Source organism: Ramlibacter sp. PS3R-8 (assembly GCF_037572435.1).
GTDB lineage: Bacteria > Pseudomonadota > Gammaproteobacteria > Burkholderiales > Burkholderiaceae_C > Ramlibacter.
On record NZ_JBBHGT010000005.1, the window covers coordinates 270,911 to 288,624 of the forward strand.

The window sequence follows — 17,714 nt, forward strand, 5'->3', positions numbered from 1 at the left end:
GGGTAGCGCGCATGCAAGTCCAGAAAAACTTACTTGAAAAGAGAAGGAGTGAGTTTGAGGATTTCTACAAAGGCCTCATTCCTGCCCTGGTGGAGTTCGTTGGCCGCTTAGGAGTGAAGCCAGCTCACGAGGTGCTCAATCAGGCAGTGCAATTTGCGCCTCACATGAGCACTGGGTTGCGCGACCTTCAGGTGAACGATGAGCAAGATCGCATTTGGCTACTTACGCGTGTGGCGTACTTCGTAGGGGAGTACTTTGCTCAGAAGCACGGTGGTTGCTGGTACGTGAATGACATCGCGGGCTCAAGGTACTTCGGCAGGTATGTGGTTGGCCGCTTCCCCAGCTTCCAAAAGCAGACTCTTATGCTTGATCCATTCGAGGTCGCGCAGACATACGTCGATACCCCTCCTCCCAGACAGTTGGCGGACGTGCTTGCCGAGGTTGATGCGGAGCTACAAAAGGCTGATCTGCAATAGGAGGAAGACTCCTCCTCAACCCTTAGCCGCTAAGGGCTGGGGTTCCAAAGACAAGGGCCGCTGATCGCGGCCCTTCGTTCGTTGAGTGCTGTGCCAGCACCGTATCGAGCATCTCGCTCACAAAGCGCTGGCGAGCGCGCGGCAGCTTAGCGCATAATTGGGGTCAGATTCCAATTTCACCACTCCTCTATCGTCCTCGTTATGCCGGGTAGCTGGGGTTCGCCTGCGGGCTCACCGCCAGCCTACCGTCGCTCCGCAGGGGCCGTGGCCGCCAAGTGCCATTCCGCCCGGCGATATGCTCGCGGCTTTCTCCCTCGGAGCCCCCGCATGCTGCAACTCTCCAACGACCCCGAAACCCAAGCCGGCCTCGCCACCCGCCGCCAGGTCCTCGGCGACGCCTACGTCGACGCCGCCCTCAACCGCGTCACCCCCTTCACCGAACCGCTCCAAGAATCCGTCACCAAGCACGCCTGGGGCAACACCTGGCAGCGCAAAGGCATCGACCTCCGCACGCGCAGCATCGCCACCGTTTCCATGCTGGTGGCCCTCGGCCGCACGCATGAACTCAAAATCCACATCCGCGGCGCGCTGAACAACGGCGTGACGCCGGAGGAACTGCAGGAAATCTTCCTGCATGCCAGCGTCTACTGCGGCTACCCGGCCGCGCTGGACGCCTTCCGCGTCGGCTCGGAGGTCATCGACGCCAAGTGACGTGCGGCGCTGCTGCTGAGGCAGGAGCAAATTGTCACAGTGAGACCCCGCTTGGCGACTCGGCCGCTATGGTGGGTCATGGTCACACGACTGCGCAGCTACTGGATGTTCGCGGCAACTGCCGTGGGCATCGCTGTGCTCGTTGTGGTCGCGTGGGCGTACATGTTCAGCACGCCACGCACGCTGTGGCAGGAAGAACGGGCTGCGCAGCGACAGGCACGTTCCACTGAGGGACCCGTCACGGGGTCCGCGATGACGGCCGCACCGCCCGCTCCGCCCGTCGTCGCCCAGGCCGTCCCCATCTCTGTCTCCACCTGCCCGCCCCAAGCGTCGGTGCCCACCAACGCGGAACGGCGGGATGGCGCCTTCGCCCTCGACGCGGCCATGGCTGCCGATCCGTTGCCGTCTGCCTCCGCCTTCATGGCCGTGGGCCGCGAGGCCGCGAAGCAGGGCCGCGTGCGTGATGCGGAGGTGGCGTTCATCGCCGCCTGCCGCGTGGCCGAGCGCCTGGGCGGCAGCCATTCCGCACCCGTCGCGGATGCCAAGGCCCAGCTCGGCGAGCATTACCTCGCGCTCGCCGCGCGGCAGGCGGGCGGCGACGGCAACACCCTGTTCCAGCGCGCAGCCACGCTGTTCTCCGAAAGCGCGGATGCGTACTCGGTGTCTCTGGGCAAGAACGCATCCCGCACCCGGCTGGCCGAGCAGCGGCTGGCGGCCGTGCGCACCGGCAGTGCGGCCGAGGCCGCCGGCCGCATGCCGGCGCCGATGCAACGGTCGAACGACTCCACGGTGCTGGGCGCGGCCCCCTCGAGCATGATCGACGAGGAAGCGCGCTTGGCGGCTCGGCAACTGATCTTCTCCGACCCGGAACTCGCGCAACTCGAAAGCGACATCGGCCGGCTGCAGGCGCAGGCCAGCCGGGTGACGCGGGACGCCGCCGGGCTGCGCCGGCGGGATGCGGAGGCGCAGGCGCGTCGCGACTCGCAATGCGCGGACAAGCCATGCATGCTGCGGTGGTATGCGCAGCGGCGGAGTCAGTTGCTCAACGAGTTTTAGGACCGGAGCGCGCGGAGACCGTGCCCTCACCCCGGCCCTCTCCCGGGGGGAGAGGGAGGAAAGCCAGGTACAGCGCTCAGCTGCCCGCCATCAACTTGTGCACCAGGTCCGCCGTGGTGTTGGCGCGGTACTTGCGCATCAAGCGCGCCCGGTAGATTTCCACCGTGCGGTGGCTGATCGCCAGCGTCTTGCCGATCTCTTTGGAGGTCAGGCCGTCCAGCAGGCGCGCGGCCACCTCGCGCTCGCGCGCCGTCAGTTCGGCTTTCACCGGCCGCTGCGCGCTCAAGTCCTCGAAGGACCAGATACCGGACTCGTGCGGGGCCTCTCGGTTCAGGGCGCGCCCGCTCACGTGGCACCAGAACACCTCGCCGCTGGCGCGCTTCATGATGCGGTCGTCGGCGTAATGGCCCTTGGCATTGAGGATCGGGACCATGCGGGCGCCCAATCGCTCGTATTCCTCCGGGCTGGGATAGAGCACCATGAAGGACTCGCCGGTCAGGTTCTCCCGCGACCAGCCGAACATGTCGCAAAGCTGCGCGTTGCAGTCCACAATGACGCGGTTGCGCGAGACGCACAGCCCCACGGGTGCGTGCTCGAAGGCCAGCCGGTAGTCCACGTCCATCGGGCTAGTCTCTACGGAGTACTACGTAACATCATAGGTAGTATCGTAACCCCAGCGTGCCCGCCCTTGGCGGGCGTTTGAGCAGGAGAGTCGAGTGAAGAAGATCTATCCCAGCGCCGCCGCGGCCATCGACGGCGTGGTGCGCAGCGGCCAGCTGATGGCCGTCGGCGGCTTCGGCCTGTGCGGCATTCCCGAGGCGCTGATCGAGGCCGTCAAGGCCTCCGGCGTGAAGGACCTGACGGTCATCTCCAACAACGCGGGCGTCGACGGCTTCGGCCTCGGCAAGCTGCTGGAGACGCGGCAGATCAAGAAGATGATCTCGTCGTACGTGGGCGAGAACAAGGAGTTCGAGCGCCAGTACCTGGCCGGCGAGCTGCAGCTGGAATTCACGCCGCAGGGCACGCTGGCCGAGAAGCTGCGCGCCGGCGGCGCCGGCATTCCGGCCTTCTTCACCAAGACCGGCGTCGGCACCATCGTGTCCGAGGGCAAGGAGCTGCGGGACTTCGACGGCGAGACGTACGTGATGGAGCGTTCGCTGGTGCCGGAGGTGGCGCTGGTGAAGGCCGACGTGGCGGACACCAGCGGCAACCTGCGCTTCAACCTCACCGCGCGCAACTTCAACCCGGCCGCCGCCATGGCCGGCAAGGTCTGCATCGTGGAAGTGGAGAAGATCGTGGAGCTGGGCGAGCTGGCGCCCGACGACATCCACCTGCCCGGCATCTACGTGCATCGCATCGTTCTCAATGCGTCCCCCGAGAAGCGCATCGAGAAGCGCACCGTCCGAAGCTGATTAGGAGAGAAACATGCCCTGGACCCAAGACCAGATGGCCGCGCGCGCGGCCCAGGAACTGCAGGACGGCTTCTACGTCAACCTCGGCATCGGCATCCCGACGCTGGTGGCCAACTTCACCGGCGACAAGGAGGTGTGGCTGCAGTCCGAAAACGGCATGCTCGGCATCGGCCCGTTCCCGACCGAAGACGAGGTGGACCCGGACCTCATCAACGCCGGCAAGCAGACCGTCACCACCATCAAGGGCTCGGCCATCTTCGGCAGCCACGACAGCTTCGCCATGATCCGCGGCGGCAAGATCAACCTGTCGATCCTGGGCGCCATGCAGGTCAGCGAGAAGGGCGACCTGGCCAACTGGATGATCCCCGGCAAGATGGTCAAGGGCATGGGCGGCGCGATGGACCTCGTGGCCGGCGTGCCGCGCGTCATCGTGCTGATGGAGCACGTCGCGAAGAAGAAGGACGGCACCGAGGACCAGAAGATCCTGCCGCAGTGCACGCTGCCGCTCACCGGCAAGGCCGTGGTGGACCGCATCATCACCGACCTCGGCGTCATGGACGTCACGCCCAAGGGCCTGAAGCTGGTGGAGCTGGCGCCCGGCGTCACCTTCGACACCATCCAGTCCAAGACCGGCGTCAAGCTGATCGACTGAAGCCGGATGCCGTGACCCCCCGCGCAGCCCTGGCCGATGTCTGGCGGCTCGGCGGGCTGCCGGAGGAGGCGCTGGCCCTGGCGGACCTCACGGGCGGCGATCCGGTCTTCCCTTCTTCCTTTGCGGTCGCTACGGCGGCGCAGGCCACCATCGCGGCCGCCGCACTGGCTGCGTGCGAACTCGGCCACCTGCGCGGCACGCCGCGCCAGCGCGTTGCGGTCGATGCCGTGCACGCCGCTTGCGAGTGCCTCGGCTGGTTCAGCATCGACGGCCGCGTTCCGGACCCGTGGGACAAGTTCTCCGGCCTTTACCGCGCCCGCGATGGCTGGGTGCGCGTCCATGCCAATTTCCCGCATCACCGCGACGGCGCATTGCGGCTGCTCGGGCTGGATCCGGCCACGGCGGACCGTGCCGCCGCGGAGCAGGCGATGCTGTCCTGGAGCGCCGTGGAATTCGAACAGGCGGCCGCGCAGGCCGGGCTCGTCGCCACCGCGGCCCGCACTTTCGCGCAATGGGATGCGACAGAGCAGGGCCAGGCCGTCGCCGCGCAGCCGCTGCTGACGATCACCCGCGTGGGGGATGCTGCACCGCGCGAACTGCCTGTATTGCGCGCCGAGCAGCGTCCGCTGGAAGGCGTGCGCGTGCTGGACCTCACGCGCATCCTGGCCGGTCCGGTGGGCGGCCGCGCGCTGGCTGCCTACGGGGCCGACGTGATGCTGGTGAATGCGCCGCACCTGCCCAACATCGAAGCGATTGCGGATACCAGCCGTGGCAAGCGATCTGCCCACGTCGACCTGCGCACGGAGGAGGGCCGCACCGCCTTGCGCGACTTGCTGGCCACCGCGCATGTGTTCGTGCAAGGCTACCGCCCGGGCGGATTGCAGTCGCTCGGCTTCGGTGTGGATGACATCGCCCGATGGCGGCCGGGCATCGTGCAGGTATCGCTGTCCGCCTACGGGTCGCTCGGCCCGTGGAACGGCCGCCGCGGCTTCGACTCGCTGGTGCAGACGGCCATGGGCTTCAACCTGGCGGAAGCGCAGGCCGCCGGCACGCCCGACCGGCCGAAACCGCTGCCCATGCAGATCCTCGACGAGGCGACGGGCTACCTCATCGCTTTCGGCGCTGCTGCCGCGCTGGTCCGCCAGCAGCGCGAGGGCGGCAGCTGGCACGTGCAGGTGTCGCTGGCGCGCACCGGCCATTGGCTGCGGCAACTGGGCCGGGTGGAAAACGGACTCGCTGCCCATCGGCCGTCGCTCGATCCCTACCTGGAAAGCGAGCCCTCCGGCTTCGGCGTCCTGCGGGGCGTGCGTCACAGCGCCAAGCTCAGCCGCACGCCGGCGGCCTGGGTCCTTCCTTCCACGCCTCCCGGTTCGTCCCCGCCGCGGTGGTGATGTCCGCTACCGTAGCGGGAACGTTGCTGACAGCGGATGACTGGCTTGGCCTGCGCACTTCGAACGGTCGCGCCACGAAGATTGCGCCATCGAGAAACGCGCACGTCGCCGCGCCGAAAGGTCCAACATGAAATTGAAGATCGCCCTGCTTGCCGGGCTCACCCTGGCCGGCGCCAACGCGATGGCGTGCTACACCGTCTATGACGCCAGCAACCGTGTCGTCTTCCAGTCCACCTCCGCCCCGGTCGACATGAGCCAGCCCCTGCATGTCGCGCTGGAGCGCCGCTTCTCGGCCGGCTCCAGCATGGTCTTCGAGCAGGGCGCCTCCTGCACGCCGGTGAGCCTGGCCCAGGTGTCGCGTCCCGCCAGCGGCATCATTCCCGCCAATACCATCCGCATGGAGCGCTCGGGCAGGCAGGTGTCGCCGTCGAGCAGCGCACCGCTGCTGACCGACCGGACGACGGCCTTGCGCGAGAAACTGCCGCACACCGTGGTGGCCGGCGACATCGTCCTGGTGCAGGGCACCGCTGCTGCGCGCGCGACCGCCAACATGGGCACCGTGACCGTGATTCCCGCCGATACGGCCGTGGCGCGTGCGCCTGACACCCGCATGATGGGCAACGCCCCGGCGCGTCCCCAGACCGTGATCACGGAGACGCGCGACGGGAACGTGGTGGTGGAGCGGAAGTGAAAATCATGGCGGGGTGCGCTTCGCGCAACCCGCCCTACGGGGATCCGAACTGGTAGGGCGAGTTCGCGCCAGCGACCCCGCCATGCCCGCGTTCAAAGCCGCCGGCTCAAGAACGGCGACCCCGCCAACCCGAACCGCCACGGCACGTCCGCAGCCTTGCTGATCCCGATGCGCGGGCCGATCACCACGTCGTGCCTGCCTTCCGACGCGCGTACTTCGAAGGGCTTCTGGTCCAGCCGCTGGCCATTGAAGGCGTGCACGATGCCCAGCGCCTGGCCCACGCGCCCCGGCCCTGCGCACAGCAACTTCACCTCCTGCAGCCCGCGCCGCTCGCGCATCACCTCGATGCCGTGCAAGGGCTCGATCGCACGGATCAGCACACCGGCGCCGTGCCCATCTTCTCGACAGACGAAGTTCAGGCACCAGTGGATGCCATACGAGCGGTAGACATACGCCCGCCCCGGTGGGCCGAACATTGCCTGGTTGCGCGGCGTCGGCCCCGAGTGGCTGTGCGAGGCCGGATCTTCCCGGTCGTAGGCCTCGGTTTCCACGATGCGGCCGCCGACGCCGTCCACCAGCAGCACCGCCCCGATCAACGCCTGTGCGACGACCGGCGCATCCTCTTCGAAGTCCGCCGGCCGCAACCGCCTAGGCATCGACCGTCTCTTCCTCGACGCTCTCGCCCAGGAAGCCGCCGCTCTGGTGCGACCACAGCCGCGCGTACAGGCCGCCTTGCGCCAGCAGCGACTTGTGCGTGCCTTCCTCGACGATGCGGCCCTGGTCCATCACCACCAGCCGGTCGAGCGCCATGATGGTGGAGAGCCGGTGCGCTATGGCGATCACGGTCTTGCCCTGCATCAGTTCCGACAGGCTGGCCTGGATCGCCGCTTCCACCTCCGAGTCGAGCGCGCTGGTGGCTTCGTCCAGCAGCAGGATCGGCGCGTCCTTCAGCATCACGCGGGCGATCGCAACGCGCTGGCGCTGGCCGCCGGACAGCTTGACCCCACGCTCGCCGACGTGGGCGTCGTAGCCGATGCGCCCCTGCAGGTCCGTCAGTGTCTGGATGAAGCCATGCGCCTGCGCGCGTTGGGCTGCGCGCACCATGTCTTCCTCGGTGGCGGTGGGCCGGCCGTACATGAGGTTGTCGCGCACGGAGCGGTGCAGTAGCGACGTGTCCTGCGTGACCATGCCGATGCTGGCGCGCAGGCTGTCCTGCGTGACGCCGGCAATGTCCTGGCCGTCGATCAGGATGCGGCCGCTTTCCACGTCGTAGAAGCGCAGCAGGATGTTGACCAGCGTGGACTTGCCGGCGCCCGAGCGGCCGATCAGTCCCACCTTCTCTCCCGGTTGCACCAACAGGGTGAAGTCGTCGATCACCGGCTGCGGCTTGCCGTAGCCGAATCGCACGTGTTCGAACCGCACTTCGCCGCGCGACACTTCCAGGGGCTTGGCATCCGGCCGGTCCACCACCTGGCGCGGCCGGGTCAGGGTGCCGATGCCGTCCTGGATGGTGCCGATGTTCTCGAACAGCGACGCCATCTCCCACATGATCCAGTGCGACATGCCGCTGACGCGCAGCGTCATGGCCACCACCGCGGCCACCGCGCCCGGGCCGACCTGGCCATGCGCCCACAGCCACACCGCATAGCCGGCGGCCGAGACGATCAGGCAAACGACGAGCGTGTGGTTGACGATCTCGAAGGTGCTGACCAGCCGCATCTGCTTGTAGCCGGTGGTCATGAACTCGGACATCGCCTGGCGCGCGAAGCCCGCTTCGCGGTGCGTGTGCGAGAACAGCTTGACCGTGGAGATGTTGGTGTAGGCGTCGGTGATGCGGCCGGTCATCATGGCCCGTGCATCCGCCTGCGCCTTGCCCATGCGGCCCAGCCGCGGGACGAAGTACCAGCAGGACAGGCCGTAGAAAAACCCCCAGCCGAAGAAGGGAAACATCAGCCGGGTGTCGAAGGCGCCGGCCAGTGCGACCAATGTGATGAAGTACACCCCGATGCCGATGATCACCTCGCTGGTGGTGAACAGCATCTCGCGCACGGCCAGCGCTGTCTGCATCACCTTGGTGGTGATGCGCCCGGCGAAATCGTCCGAGTAGAAAGCCAGGCTTTGCCCCAGCATCATGCGGTGGAAGTTCCAGCGCAGCCGCAGCGGGAAGTTGATGGCCAGGGTCTGGTGCTTGACGAAGGTGTGCAGGCCCACCAGCGGAATGCTGGCGAACAGGATCACCGCGAAGGTGAGCATCCGCTCGCGCTCGCGCTCCCACAGTTCGGAGGCGGGCGTGTTGGCCAGCCAGTCCACGACATGGCCGAGCACGGAGAACAACCAGGCTTCCCACCCCGACACCAGGGCGCTCAGCACCGCCAGCATCACCAGGTAGACGCGCAGCCCGGCCGTGCAGGCCCAGACGAAGGAGAGGAAGGTTTTCGGCAGCTCCGGAGGCTCGGACTCCGGGTAGGGGTGAAGCAGTTTCTCGAACAGCCGGTACAAACGAAAGCACTCCAGTGATGCGCAGCCAGGCGCGGGGAAACCGGCAGTTTTAATCGGAAAGACGATCCCGGTGGGTGGACGGGGAAGGGACGCTTTCGGTCGGCTGGAAACTACTGTATAAAGAAACAGTATTCCAAGCTGCCATGACTGCCTCCGCGTCCTCCGCCCAAGCCCTGCAATTTCCGCACGTGTGGCGCGGGCGGGAGCTTGCGCAGGCGCAGGAAAAGACATTGTCCACCGGCCACGACCTGCTGGATGCGCAGCTTCCCGGTAAAGGCTGGCCCGTCGGCAACCTGGTCGAAGTCCTGCAGCAGGAAGCGCAGCACCACGTGTGGCAACTCGTGGGGCCTGGATTGTCATCTTGCATGGCGCAAGGCGCCGGGCCAGCGGTGCTGGTGAATGCTCCGTATCAACCCTTCGGCCCTTCTCTGCGGGCACAAGGGATCATCCCCGAGCAGTTACTTTGCGTGCAGGCCGACAAGGTGTCTTCCACGCTGTGGTCCGCGGAGCAGGCCTTGCGCTGCGCCGACGTTTCTGCCGTGCTCGCCTGGCTCCCACAGGCCCGCAGCGAAGACCTGCGGCGGCTGCAGTTGTGCGCCCAGGCCGGCGAGAAGTTGCTGTTCGTCTTTCGGCCTCTCATTTGCCGCGAGCAATCCACGCCGGCGCGCCTGCGCTTGCAGGTCGACGGCATCGAGCGCATGGAGGTTCAGATCCTCAAGCGCCGCGGCCCCCCCTTGTTGCAGCCGCTGGAACTGCACGCCCGGCCGCGACGGCTGGCGGCGCTGCTGAACGCGCGCAAGTCTCATCGCGAGCTGCCGCTGTCGATCGAATTCCCATCGAGCGAATCGCATGTACTGGATCGCACTCCAAGTTTCGCCGGATGACGACCGCGTGGCCTGGGGGTGGCGAGCCTTGCAGTTCACGCCCCGGGTCGCGTTCGTCGACGAAGCGATCCTGCTGGAGGCGGGCGCTTCCGAAAAGCTGTTCGGCGGCAGGCGCGATCTGCTCAAGCGCCTGGTGTCGCCTGGGCAGGTGCAGTTGCTGTCGCGCGCTTCCGGGCCGACTGCGCTGGTGGCCTTGTCGCTGCTGCGCCTGCGCAGGCAAGGGCAGGCGTGTCCGGAAGCACTTCCCGACGATCTTCCGCTTGCCACATTGACGGCAGCACGCACGCACTTGCAGACACTGGAGCGCATCGGCTGCACGACCTTCGGCAACCTGCGTGCATTGCCGCGCGCGGGCATCGGACGCCGCTTCGGCACCGAGCTGTTGCAGGCGCTGGACTGCGCCTATGGGCAACGGCCCGAACGCTTTGCCTGGATCACGCTGCCTTCCACCTTCGACCAGAACGTGGAGCTGGTGTCGCTGGCGACCTCGGCACCCGACCTGATGTTCGCCGCGCAGCACCTGCTGACCCGCTTGCAGGCATGGCTGCAGGCCCGCAACCTCGGCGTGCTGGCGCTCGAACTGGAATGGACGCTCGACCTGCGGCGGCTGGACGGCAAGGTGCTGCCGCGCACCGAGAAGCTGGAACTGCGCACCGCGCAGCCCTCTCAGGACATGCAGCACTTGCGCAGGCTGGCTTCGGAGCAACTGGCACGAAGTTCGTTGTCCGCACCGGCCAATCACTTGCGGCTGCGCACGCTGGACACGGTGCCGTGGGGTGGCGCCAGCACGAGCCTGCTGCCCGAGGACAACAAGCCGGGAGAGAAGCTGCACCAGCTGATCGAACGCCTGAGCGTGCGACTGGGGGAGCACAACGTGACGCTCCCCCAACCCTTGCAGGACCACCGGCCCGAGTGCATGCAGCAGTGGGTGCCTGCACGCAGTGCCGGTGCGGCTGCCGCTGTGAAGGACCTGGTGGGGGATGCGATCTATCCGCCCTGGTTGCTGCGCGAGCCGCTGCGGTTGCAGGTGAAGGGCGACAAGCCGTTCTACCAGGGGGCGCTGCAGTTGCTGACGCGCGCCCGCCGGATCGAGGCCGCGTGGTGGGACCCGCAATGCGCCGAGCCGGTGTTGCGGGACTACTTCATTGCCCGCAGTGAGTCCTCAGGGTTGTTGTGGGTGTACCGGGAAAGGCTGGCCGAGGAACAGGACCGTGCCCGCTGGTTCCTGCATGGCGTGTACGCCTGAAGGGTCCCCATGTCGTGGTTGCCCGATTACGCGGAGCTGCATTGCCTCTCCAACTTCAGTTTCCAGCGGGGAGCATCCCATCCGCAGGAGCTGGTGCAGCGCGCGCATGAACTGGGGTACACCGCTCTGGCGATCACGGACGAATGCTCGGTCGCGGGCGTGGTGCGCGCGCATGGCGAAGCGAAGAAGGTGGGGCTCAAGCTCATCCTGGGCGCTGAATTTGCCCTGGATGGATTCCGGCTGGTGGCGCTGGCCAGGAACGTGCAGGGATGGGGCAACCTGTGCGAGTTCATCACCCTGGCGTGTCGCGAAGCTGAAAAGGGGAAGTACGTTTGCAGCCGCGAAGCCAGCGACTTCACCCTGCTGGCGGAGTGCGAGATCCTGGTGTGCCCGGCGCGTACCATGGGCCAGGAGGAACTGTGCGAACGCATCACGTGGGCGCAGGACAGGTTCGGCAGCCGCGCCTGGTTGGCAGCGGAACTGCTGCTGCAAGGGGACGACGAACTGTGGCAGCAGGCATTGCAACAGGCCAGCGACGCCACCGGCATGCCGGTGGTCGCGGCGGGCGACGTCCACATGCATGCGCGCTCCCGCAAGCCGCTGCAGGACGTGATGACGGCGGTGCGCCTGGGCCGGCCGGTGCACGAATGCGGCTTCGAGCTGCAGGGCAATGCAGAGAGGCATCTGCGGCATCGCATGCGGCTGGCCTCTTCCTATCCCGTCGAATGGCTGGAACGCACGCTGGAGGTGTCTGACCGCTGCAGCTTCACGCTGGAGGAGGTCAAGTACCAGTACCCGCTGGAGACCGTGCCCGCTGGACTGACGCCGCGCCAGGCGCTGCGCCGCTTCACCATCGAGGGCGCCCGCACGCGCTATCCGCAGGGCGTGCCATGGCGGGTGCGCAAGCAGCTGGTGCGCGAGCTGGACCTGATCTCCGACTGCGCCTACGAGATGTACTTCCTGACGGTGCACGACATCGTGGCCTTTGCGCGGTCCCAGAAGATCCTGTGCCAGGGGCGGGGTTCGGCTGCCAATTCCGCGGTGTGCTTCTGCCTGGGGATCACGGCGGTGGATCCTGCGCGGTCGCATCTGCTGTTCGAGCGCTTCATCAGCCGCGAACGCAAGGAGCCCCCGGACATCGACGTCGACTTCGAGCACGAGCGGCGCGAGGAAGTGATCCAGTACATCTATCGCAAGTACGGCCGCGAGCGGTCGGCGATCGCAGCGGTGGTGGCCTCGTACCGGGCCCGCAGTTCGATCCGTGATGTCGGCAAGGCCCTCGACATCCCGGAGCAGCTGGTGGATGCCTTCGCCAAGGACCACTTCTGGTTCGACGAACGCGGGTTGCGCGTGCAGAAACTCGGTGAGCTGGCCACGCACCTGGATGTCAGCGTTCCGGCGAAGTCGCTCGCGCTGTGGATGGAATTGTCGGAGGAGCTGATGGGATTTCCCCGGCACCTGAGCCAGCACGTCGGCGGCTTCGTTCTGACGCAGGGCAAGCTCACGCGGCTGGTGCCGGTGGAGAACGCAGCGATGAAGGACCGCTCGGTGATCCAGTGGGACAAGGACGATCTCGACGAGATGGGGCTGCTGAAGGTGGACGTGCTGGCGCTGGGCATGCTCACCGCCATCCGGCGCTGCCTGGACTTCGTCAGCATGAAGCGCGGCGTTCCCTTCGGCCTGACCGACATCCCCGACAAGGACCAGCCCACCTTCGACATGATCTGCCGCGCCGATACGGTGGGCGTGTTCCAGATCGAGAGCAGGGCGCAGATGTCGATGCTGCCGCGGCTGAAGCCGCAGCAGTTCTACGACCTCGTGATCGAGGTGGCGATCGTGCGGCCGGGGCCGATCCAGGGCGGGATGGTCCACCCTTACCTGAAGGCGCGGGAGAGGGTGCGGCGCGGTCAAGGCATCGCGTACGAGAGCGAGGCATTGAAGCCGGCGCTGGAGCGCACGCTGGGCATCCCGATCTTCCAGGAGCAGGTGATGCAGATCTCGATGATCGCCGCCGGCTTCTCGGCCGACGAGGCCGACCAGTTGCGCCGCTCGATGGCCGCGTGGAAGCGCAGCGGCGGCGTGCACAAGTTCCAGGATCGCCTGATCGGCGGCATGATCGCCAACGGCTACCGTGCCGAATTCGCCGAGGCGATCTTCAAGCAGATCCTGGGCTTCGGCGAATACGGATTCCCGGAGAGCCATGCCTTCAGCTTCGCGCTGCTCGCGTACGACTCGAGCTGGCTCAAGTGCCATGAGCCCGCGTGCTTCCTCGCCGCCATGCTGAACTCCCAACCCATGGGGTTCTATCAGCCGTCGCAATTGATCCAGGATGCGCAGCGGCATGGCGTGAAGGTGTTGCCGGCGGATGTGTGCTTTTCCGACTGGGACGCCACCTTGGATCAATTGGGGTCAGATAAATTGGGGTCAGATTCCAATTTCGATTCGAAATTGGAATCTGACCCCAATTTATCGGTGCGTCTTGGACTCAGGTTGGTCAACGGGCTCTCCGAAGCGGGTGGCCGCCGCATCGTGGAAGCACGAAATGAAAGCGGTTTCACGAACGTCGAAGACCTGGCGTTGCGAGCCCAACTCGATCTCAAGGACCTCAAGGCCCTCGCATCTGCAGATGCTCTTCGATCCCTCGCCGGGCATCGTCGCCAGCAAGTGTGGGAAGCATCCGCGCAGCAGAAGGCACCGGGCATGTTGCGGCAGGCGCCGATCAACGAGCAGCCTTTGCTGCTTCCCGCAGCGCACGAAGGCGAGGAAATCTTCTTCGATTACGCATCCACCGGTTTCACCTTGCGCCGCCATCCGGTGGCCTTGTTGCGACCCAGGCTCGCGAAGATGAAGCTGCTCAGCGCCAGCGAGTTGCACGACCTGCCGCACAACCGCCGCGTGGGCGCCTGCGGCATCGTGACCGTGAGGCAGCAACCGCAGACCGCCAAGGGCACCATCTTCGTCACGCTGGAGGACGAGACCGGACCGGTGAACGTGATCGTGTGGAAGCATGTGCGCGAGGACCAGCGCGACGCTCTGCTTCATTCGAAACTGATGGCGGTGCGCGGTGTCTGGCAACGCGACGTCGAAAGCGGTGGCCAGGTGCGCCACCTCATCGCGGAGAAGTTGGAGGACCTGACCCCGTTACTGGGCAGGCTGGGTCAGTTGGGTAGCAGCCGCGACTTCCACTGAGTTCACGCCAGGATGAAGCGCGTCACCGAATCCCTGACCGGCGCCAACCCGCGCAGGGGCGACGCCATCGCGCCGATGATCGTCACGTGGTTCACGCCGTCCAGCACCTCCAGCGTCACGTCGACGCCGGCGCCTCGCAGGCGCTGCGCGAGCTCCACGCTGTTGCGCTGCGCGTTCACCACGGTGTCCTCGCGTGCCGCCAGCAGCAACGTGCGTGGCGCCTGCGCCGTCACATGCGCGATGGGCTGGCTGTTGTCCGGCGTGGCGGGCCAGTCGAAGGCGCGCTGCGAATCCGGGTCCACGATCGGCAGGAAGTTGTAGGGGCCGGCAATGCCGATCCAGCCGGCCAGCTGCCTCGGTTGCAAGCCGTGCCTCGCCAGCCAGCGAGGGTCCAGGGCCAGCATCGCCGCGTTGTACCCTCCCGCGCTGTGCCCGATCAGGTGGATGCGCTCGGGTGAGGCGCCCAGCCGCTGCGCATTGCGGAAGACCCAGTTCACCGCGTCCGAGCAGTCCTCCAGGATCGCGGACCAGCGCACCTCCGGGCTCAGGCGGTAGTCGGCGACCACGGCGACGATGCCGGCGCTGGCCAGCGCCTCACCGACAAAGCGATAGGACGCGCGGTCGCCGCGCGTCCAGGCGCCGCCGTAGAAAAACACGGCGACCGGCGCATCCGGTCGCGGCTCCAGCGGTGTGTACACGTCCAGCCTCTGCCTCGGATCGTTGCCGTACGCGATGCCTCCCTCGGCCCGGTACGTGCCGCGCGGCACCAGCACGTTCAGCGCGCCGGTTGCGCTGCAGCCGGCCAGGGCCAGCGTGCCCAGCGCGATCAGGTGCCGTCTCTTGGGGAGGGTCTGCTTGAAAGTCACACTTCCAGCCTAACAGCGCAGCCGCCCAGCCACGCGGGTCCGCACCCCAGCTGCAAGTAGGAGGGCACGCCTGCGATGTCGTGGTACAAGGACGTAGCGGCTTCGTAGCTCAGCGCGGCGGAGTCTTTTGTCGAAGGGGGCGCTCCCGTGTGCGAAAGCGCGCATACTGCCCCGCATTCGCCCAGCGATTGTTCGTCACCGGCGGCTCCTGGGCCTTGGAACCAATGTTGACGGTAAATACGGCGAGGATCTGCATCCTGACCGCGGCGATCACGCGCCATAACCTGGTGATCATCCGCGACCGCGCACGCGCCGTCGGCACCCTGTGCGGCCTGGACAAGATGGACGGGACCCGGTTCGTGACCGCCGTGTCCGAGGTGGCCCGCAACGCGGTGCAGTACGCGGGCGAAGGGACGGTCAGCTTCCACATCGACCTCGGAGACTTCCCCGGAGCGGCGCAGTATGTCGTTGCCGAAGTCGCGGACCGCGGCCCCGGCATCTCCGACTTGTCTTCGGCCCTCGATGGCCGTGTCAACGCAGCCGGGATCGTCGGCCGCGGCCTGGCCAGCTGCAAGCGGCTGGCCGACCGGTTCGAGGTGCGGCAGCCGCCCGCAGGCGGTACCGTCGTGGTCATCGAGATGGCGCGCGCAGGGGGACAGGCCCGCCTGCAACCCGCGGGGGTGGCAGCGCTGGCGGCGCAGCTGGCCGGGCGCAAGCCGCAGTCCGTGCAGGAGGAGTACGAACAGCAGCAGCGCGACATGGTGCAGGCGCTGCAGGCCTTGAGGGACCGGCAATCGGAGCTGGAGATGGCCGACGAGCGCAAGAACCAGTTCGTCGCCACATTGGCCCACGAGCTGCGCAATCCGCTCGGCACGTTGCAGATGTCACTGCACATCCTGAACCTGAAGCCCGAGCTGCAGCAGCCCGAGCTGGTGAAGCACCTGGCCGTGATCGCGCGCCAGGCGAAGCAGCTCAACCAGCTGGTCAACGACCTGATGGACGCGTCCCGCGTGAGCCAGGGCAAGGTGGTGCTGGACAAGCGGCCCACCGACATGAACGAGCTGGTGAGCCAGGCGCTCGAGATGACGGGCGCAGCCATGGCCGCCAGAAACACCAGGTGGACCTCACGCTGTTCGGGGAGCCGCTGTGGGTGGACGCGGACGCCACGCGCCTGAAGCAGGTGTTCTCCAATGTGATGCACAACGCGGCGCGCTACAGCGCGGCGCAGGGACGCATCCTCGTGCGCGTGCGCCGCGCGCAGGCGCAGGCCGTGGTGGAGGTGGACGACCAGGGCTTCGGCATCGCCCCCGACCTGCTGCCCCACGTCTTCGGCCTGTTCGTGCAGGGAGCGAACGGCAAGGACGGCCAGCCTCCGGGGCTGGGCGTGGGCCTGAGCCTCGCGCAGCGCCTGGTGCAGGAGCACGGCGGCACCATCTCCGCGGCGAGCGAAGGCCTGGGGCGCGGCAGCCGCTTCACGGTGACGCTGCCGCTCTGCGCGCCGGCCACGTAAAAGGCCTCCCGCGGGAGGCCTCTTCGCCGGAGCGGAACCCGTTTACTTCTTGCGCGCCGCGATGTCCTTCTCGGCCTGGGTCACCAGGTCGGCGCCGATGGTCGCCTTCCACTTGTCATACACGGGACGCGTCGCCTTCACGAACGCCTCCCGTTCGGCGGGCGACAGCGTCGTGACGGTCACGCCCATGCCGGCCACGTCCTTCAGCAGCGGCTTGTCGGCTTCCACCAGGCCTTTGCGCGCCAGGGCGATCTCCTGCTTGCCGGCGTCGATGGCGGCCTGACGCACGGCGGCCTGGTCGGCTGGCGTCCACGACGCCCACACGTCCTTGTTGACGACGAAGACCAGCGGGTCGGCCACGTAGCCCCAGGTCGTCACGAACTTCTGGCCCACGGTGTGCATCTTCAGCACCGTGAACAGGAACATCGGGTTCTCCTGGCCGTCCACCGCGCCGCTGGACAATGCGGGCTGCGCATCGGCCCAGCTCATTTGCGTGGGGTTGGCGCCCAGTGCGTTGAAGGTGTCGGAGAACAGCGGCGAGCCCACCACGCGGATCTTCATGCCCTTCAGGTCGTCCGGCGACTTGATCGCCTTCTTGCTGTTGGTCAGCTCGCGAAAGCCGTTCTCGCCCCAGGCCAGCGGCACCGCGCCGGCGCGGTCGATGGTGGCGAAGATGCGCTTGCCGACTTCGCCTTGCGTCAGCGAGTCGACGGCCGCGTAATCGGGCATCAGGAAGGGCAGGGAGAACAGGTTGAGTTCCTTGACCTGCGGCGACCAGTTGATGGTGGAGCCCACCGCCATGTCGATCACGCCCTGGCGCAGCGCGCTGAACTCGCGCGTCTGGTCGCCCTGCACCAGCGAGACGCCGGGATACAGCTTGATGTTGATGCGGCCTTGGGTGCGTTCCTTCACGAGGTCGGCCCAGACCTGGCCGGCCATGCCCCACGGCGTCGGCGGCCCCAGCACCAGCGACATCTTGTATTCGGCCTTGTAGTTCGACTGCGCGATGGCCGTGTGGGTGAAGGCGAGGGCGGTGGCCGCCATGGCCAGGCCGAGAAGGGTGCGACGGAATTTCATGGATGTCTCCTTGTGAACGAACGGAACGGACGGAACGAAACCGCAGGCCGGGTT

17 protein-coding genes are annotated in these 17,714 nt (G+C 67.0%); 12 read left to right on the plus strand and 5 right to left on the minus strand.

Annotation, left to right across the window (positions count from 1 at the left end):
* Nucleotides 1-11 precede the first annotated feature (11 nt).
* From WG902_RS18105 to WG902_RS18115, 3 genes are all read left to right on the plus strand, one after another.
* On the plus strand, nucleotides 12-476 hold the full coding sequence (locus WG902_RS18105) for a hypothetical protein (protein ID WP_340061551.1): 465 nt from the start codon (nucleotides 12-14) through the stop codon (nucleotides 474-476).
* Nucleotides 477-803: 327 nt separating this feature from the next.
* The gene (locus WG902_RS18110; protein WP_340061553.1) at nucleotides 804-1,187 is read left to right on the plus strand and encodes a carboxymuconolactone decarboxylase family protein; all 384 of its coding nucleotides are present in this window, start codon (nucleotides 804-806) and stop codon (nucleotides 1,185-1,187) included.
* A gap of 78 nt (nucleotides 1,188-1,265) precedes the next feature.
* Nucleotides 1,266-2,243 carry a hypothetical protein gene (locus WG902_RS18115; RefSeq protein WP_340061554.1) on the plus strand — a complete coding sequence of 326 codons (978 nt, stop codon included), beginning with the start codon at nucleotides 1,266-1,268 and terminating at the stop codon, nucleotides 2,241-2,243.
* Nucleotides 2,244-2,319: 76 nt separating this feature from the next.
* Here WG902_RS18115 and WG902_RS18120 read toward each other — a convergent pair whose 3' ends face one another.
* Nucleotides 2,320-2,865 (minus strand): LuxR C-terminal-related transcriptional regulator, encoded by a 546-nt coding sequence (locus tag WG902_RS18120; protein ID WP_340061555.1) that lies wholly within the window; start codon nucleotides 2,863-2,865, stop codon nucleotides 2,320-2,322.
* 94 nt (nucleotides 2,866-2,959) lie between these two features.
* Here WG902_RS18120 and WG902_RS18125 point away from each other — a divergent pair, with 94 nt between their 5' ends.
* The 4 genes from WG902_RS18125 (at nucleotide 2,960) to WG902_RS18140 (ending at nucleotide 6,389) form a co-directional block, all read left to right on the plus strand.
* The gene (locus tag WG902_RS18125; protein ID WP_340061557.1) at nucleotides 2,960-3,655 is read left to right on the plus strand and encodes a CoA transferase subunit A; all 696 of its coding nucleotides are present in this window, start codon (nucleotides 2,960-2,962) and stop codon (nucleotides 3,653-3,655) included.
* 13 nt (nucleotides 3,656-3,668) lie between these two features.
* A complete protein-coding gene (locus tag WG902_RS18130) occupies nucleotides 3,669-4,307 on the plus strand; it encodes a 3-oxoacid CoA-transferase subunit B (RefSeq protein WP_340061559.1) in 639 nt (212 codons plus the stop codon).
* A gap of 11 nt (nucleotides 4,308-4,318) precedes the next feature.
* Nucleotides 4,319-5,698, plus strand: a complete 1,380-nt coding sequence (locus tag WG902_RS18135; RefSeq protein WP_340061561.1) for a CoA transferase — start codon at nucleotides 4,319-4,321, stop codon at nucleotides 5,696-5,698.
* 127 nt (nucleotides 5,699-5,825) lie between these two features.
* Complete coding sequence (locus WG902_RS18140; RefSeq protein ID WP_340061562.1) at nucleotides 5,826-6,389, plus strand: hypothetical protein; 564 nt, start codon at nucleotides 5,826-5,828, stop codon at nucleotides 6,387-6,389.
* 92 nt (nucleotides 6,390-6,481) lie between these two features.
* On the opposite strand, the gene WG902_RS18145 is transcribed toward WG902_RS18140, so the two are convergent.
* Together WG902_RS18145 and WG902_RS18150 are read right to left on the minus strand one after the other, a co-directional pair.
* Complete coding sequence (locus WG902_RS18145; RefSeq protein ID WP_340061564.1) at nucleotides 6,482-7,045, minus strand: DNA-3-methyladenine glycosylase; 564 nt, start codon at nucleotides 7,043-7,045, stop codon at nucleotides 6,482-6,484.
* Nucleotides 7,038-8,888 carry an ABC transporter ATP-binding protein gene (locus WG902_RS18150; protein ID WP_340061565.1) on the minus strand — a complete coding sequence of 617 codons (1,851 nt, stop codon included), beginning with the start codon at nucleotides 8,886-8,888 and terminating at the stop codon, nucleotides 7,038-7,040. The genes WG902_RS18145 and WG902_RS18150 overlap by 8 nt, the downstream gene beginning before the upstream one ends.
* A gap of 143 nt (nucleotides 8,889-9,031) precedes the next feature.
* Between WG902_RS18150 and imuA the strand changes: the two genes are divergently transcribed.
* Genes imuA through WG902_RS18165 form a run of 3 tightly spaced genes read left to right on the plus strand, consistent with a single transcriptional unit; the run spans nucleotide 9,032 to nucleotide 14,207 of the window.
* Entirely contained in the window at nucleotides 9,032-9,772 is a 741-nt protein-coding gene (gene imuA, locus WG902_RS18155) for a translesion DNA synthesis-associated protein ImuA (protein WP_340061625.1), read from the plus strand.
* Nucleotides 9,738-11,018: a Y-family DNA polymerase gene (locus tag WG902_RS18160; RefSeq protein WP_340061566.1), complete on the plus strand. Its 1,281-nt coding sequence runs from the start codon at nucleotides 9,738-9,740 to the stop codon at nucleotides 11,016-11,018. Before imuA ends, WG902_RS18160 begins: the two co-directional genes overlap by 35 nt.
* A 9-nt stretch (nucleotides 11,019-11,027) precedes the next feature.
* Nucleotides 11,028-14,207 (plus strand): error-prone DNA polymerase, encoded by a 3,180-nt coding sequence (locus WG902_RS18165; protein WP_340061568.1) that lies wholly within the window; start codon nucleotides 11,028-11,030, stop codon nucleotides 14,205-14,207.
* Between the two features lie 2 nt (nucleotides 14,208-14,209).
* Here WG902_RS18165 and WG902_RS18170 read toward each other — a convergent pair whose 3' ends face one another.
* The gene (locus WG902_RS18170) at nucleotides 14,210-15,073 is read right to left on the minus strand and encodes an alpha/beta hydrolase (protein WP_340061569.1); all 864 of its coding nucleotides are present in this window, start codon (nucleotides 15,071-15,073) and stop codon (nucleotides 14,210-14,212) included.
* A gap of 224 nt (nucleotides 15,074-15,297) precedes the next feature.
* Here WG902_RS18170 and WG902_RS18175 point away from each other — a divergent pair, with 224 nt between their 5' ends.
* Together WG902_RS18175 and WG902_RS18180 are read left to right on the plus strand one after the other, a co-directional pair.
* Entirely contained in the window at nucleotides 15,298-16,248 is a 951-nt protein-coding gene (locus tag WG902_RS18175; protein WP_340061570.1) for a sensor histidine kinase, read from the plus strand.
* The gene (locus tag WG902_RS18180; protein WP_340061571.1) at nucleotides 16,191-16,583 is read left to right on the plus strand and encodes a sensor histidine kinase; all 393 of its coding nucleotides are present in this window, start codon (nucleotides 16,191-16,193) and stop codon (nucleotides 16,581-16,583) included. The genes WG902_RS18175 and WG902_RS18180 overlap by 58 nt, the downstream gene beginning before the upstream one ends.
* A 42-nt stretch (nucleotides 16,584-16,625) precedes the next feature.
* Here the strand turns inward: WG902_RS18180 and WG902_RS18185 are convergent, their stop codons facing one another.
* A complete protein-coding gene (locus tag WG902_RS18185) occupies nucleotides 16,626-17,660 on the minus strand; it encodes a DctP family TRAP transporter solute-binding subunit (RefSeq protein WP_340061572.1) in 1,035 nt (344 codons plus the stop codon).
* Nucleotides 17,661-17,714 lie beyond the last annotated feature (54 nt).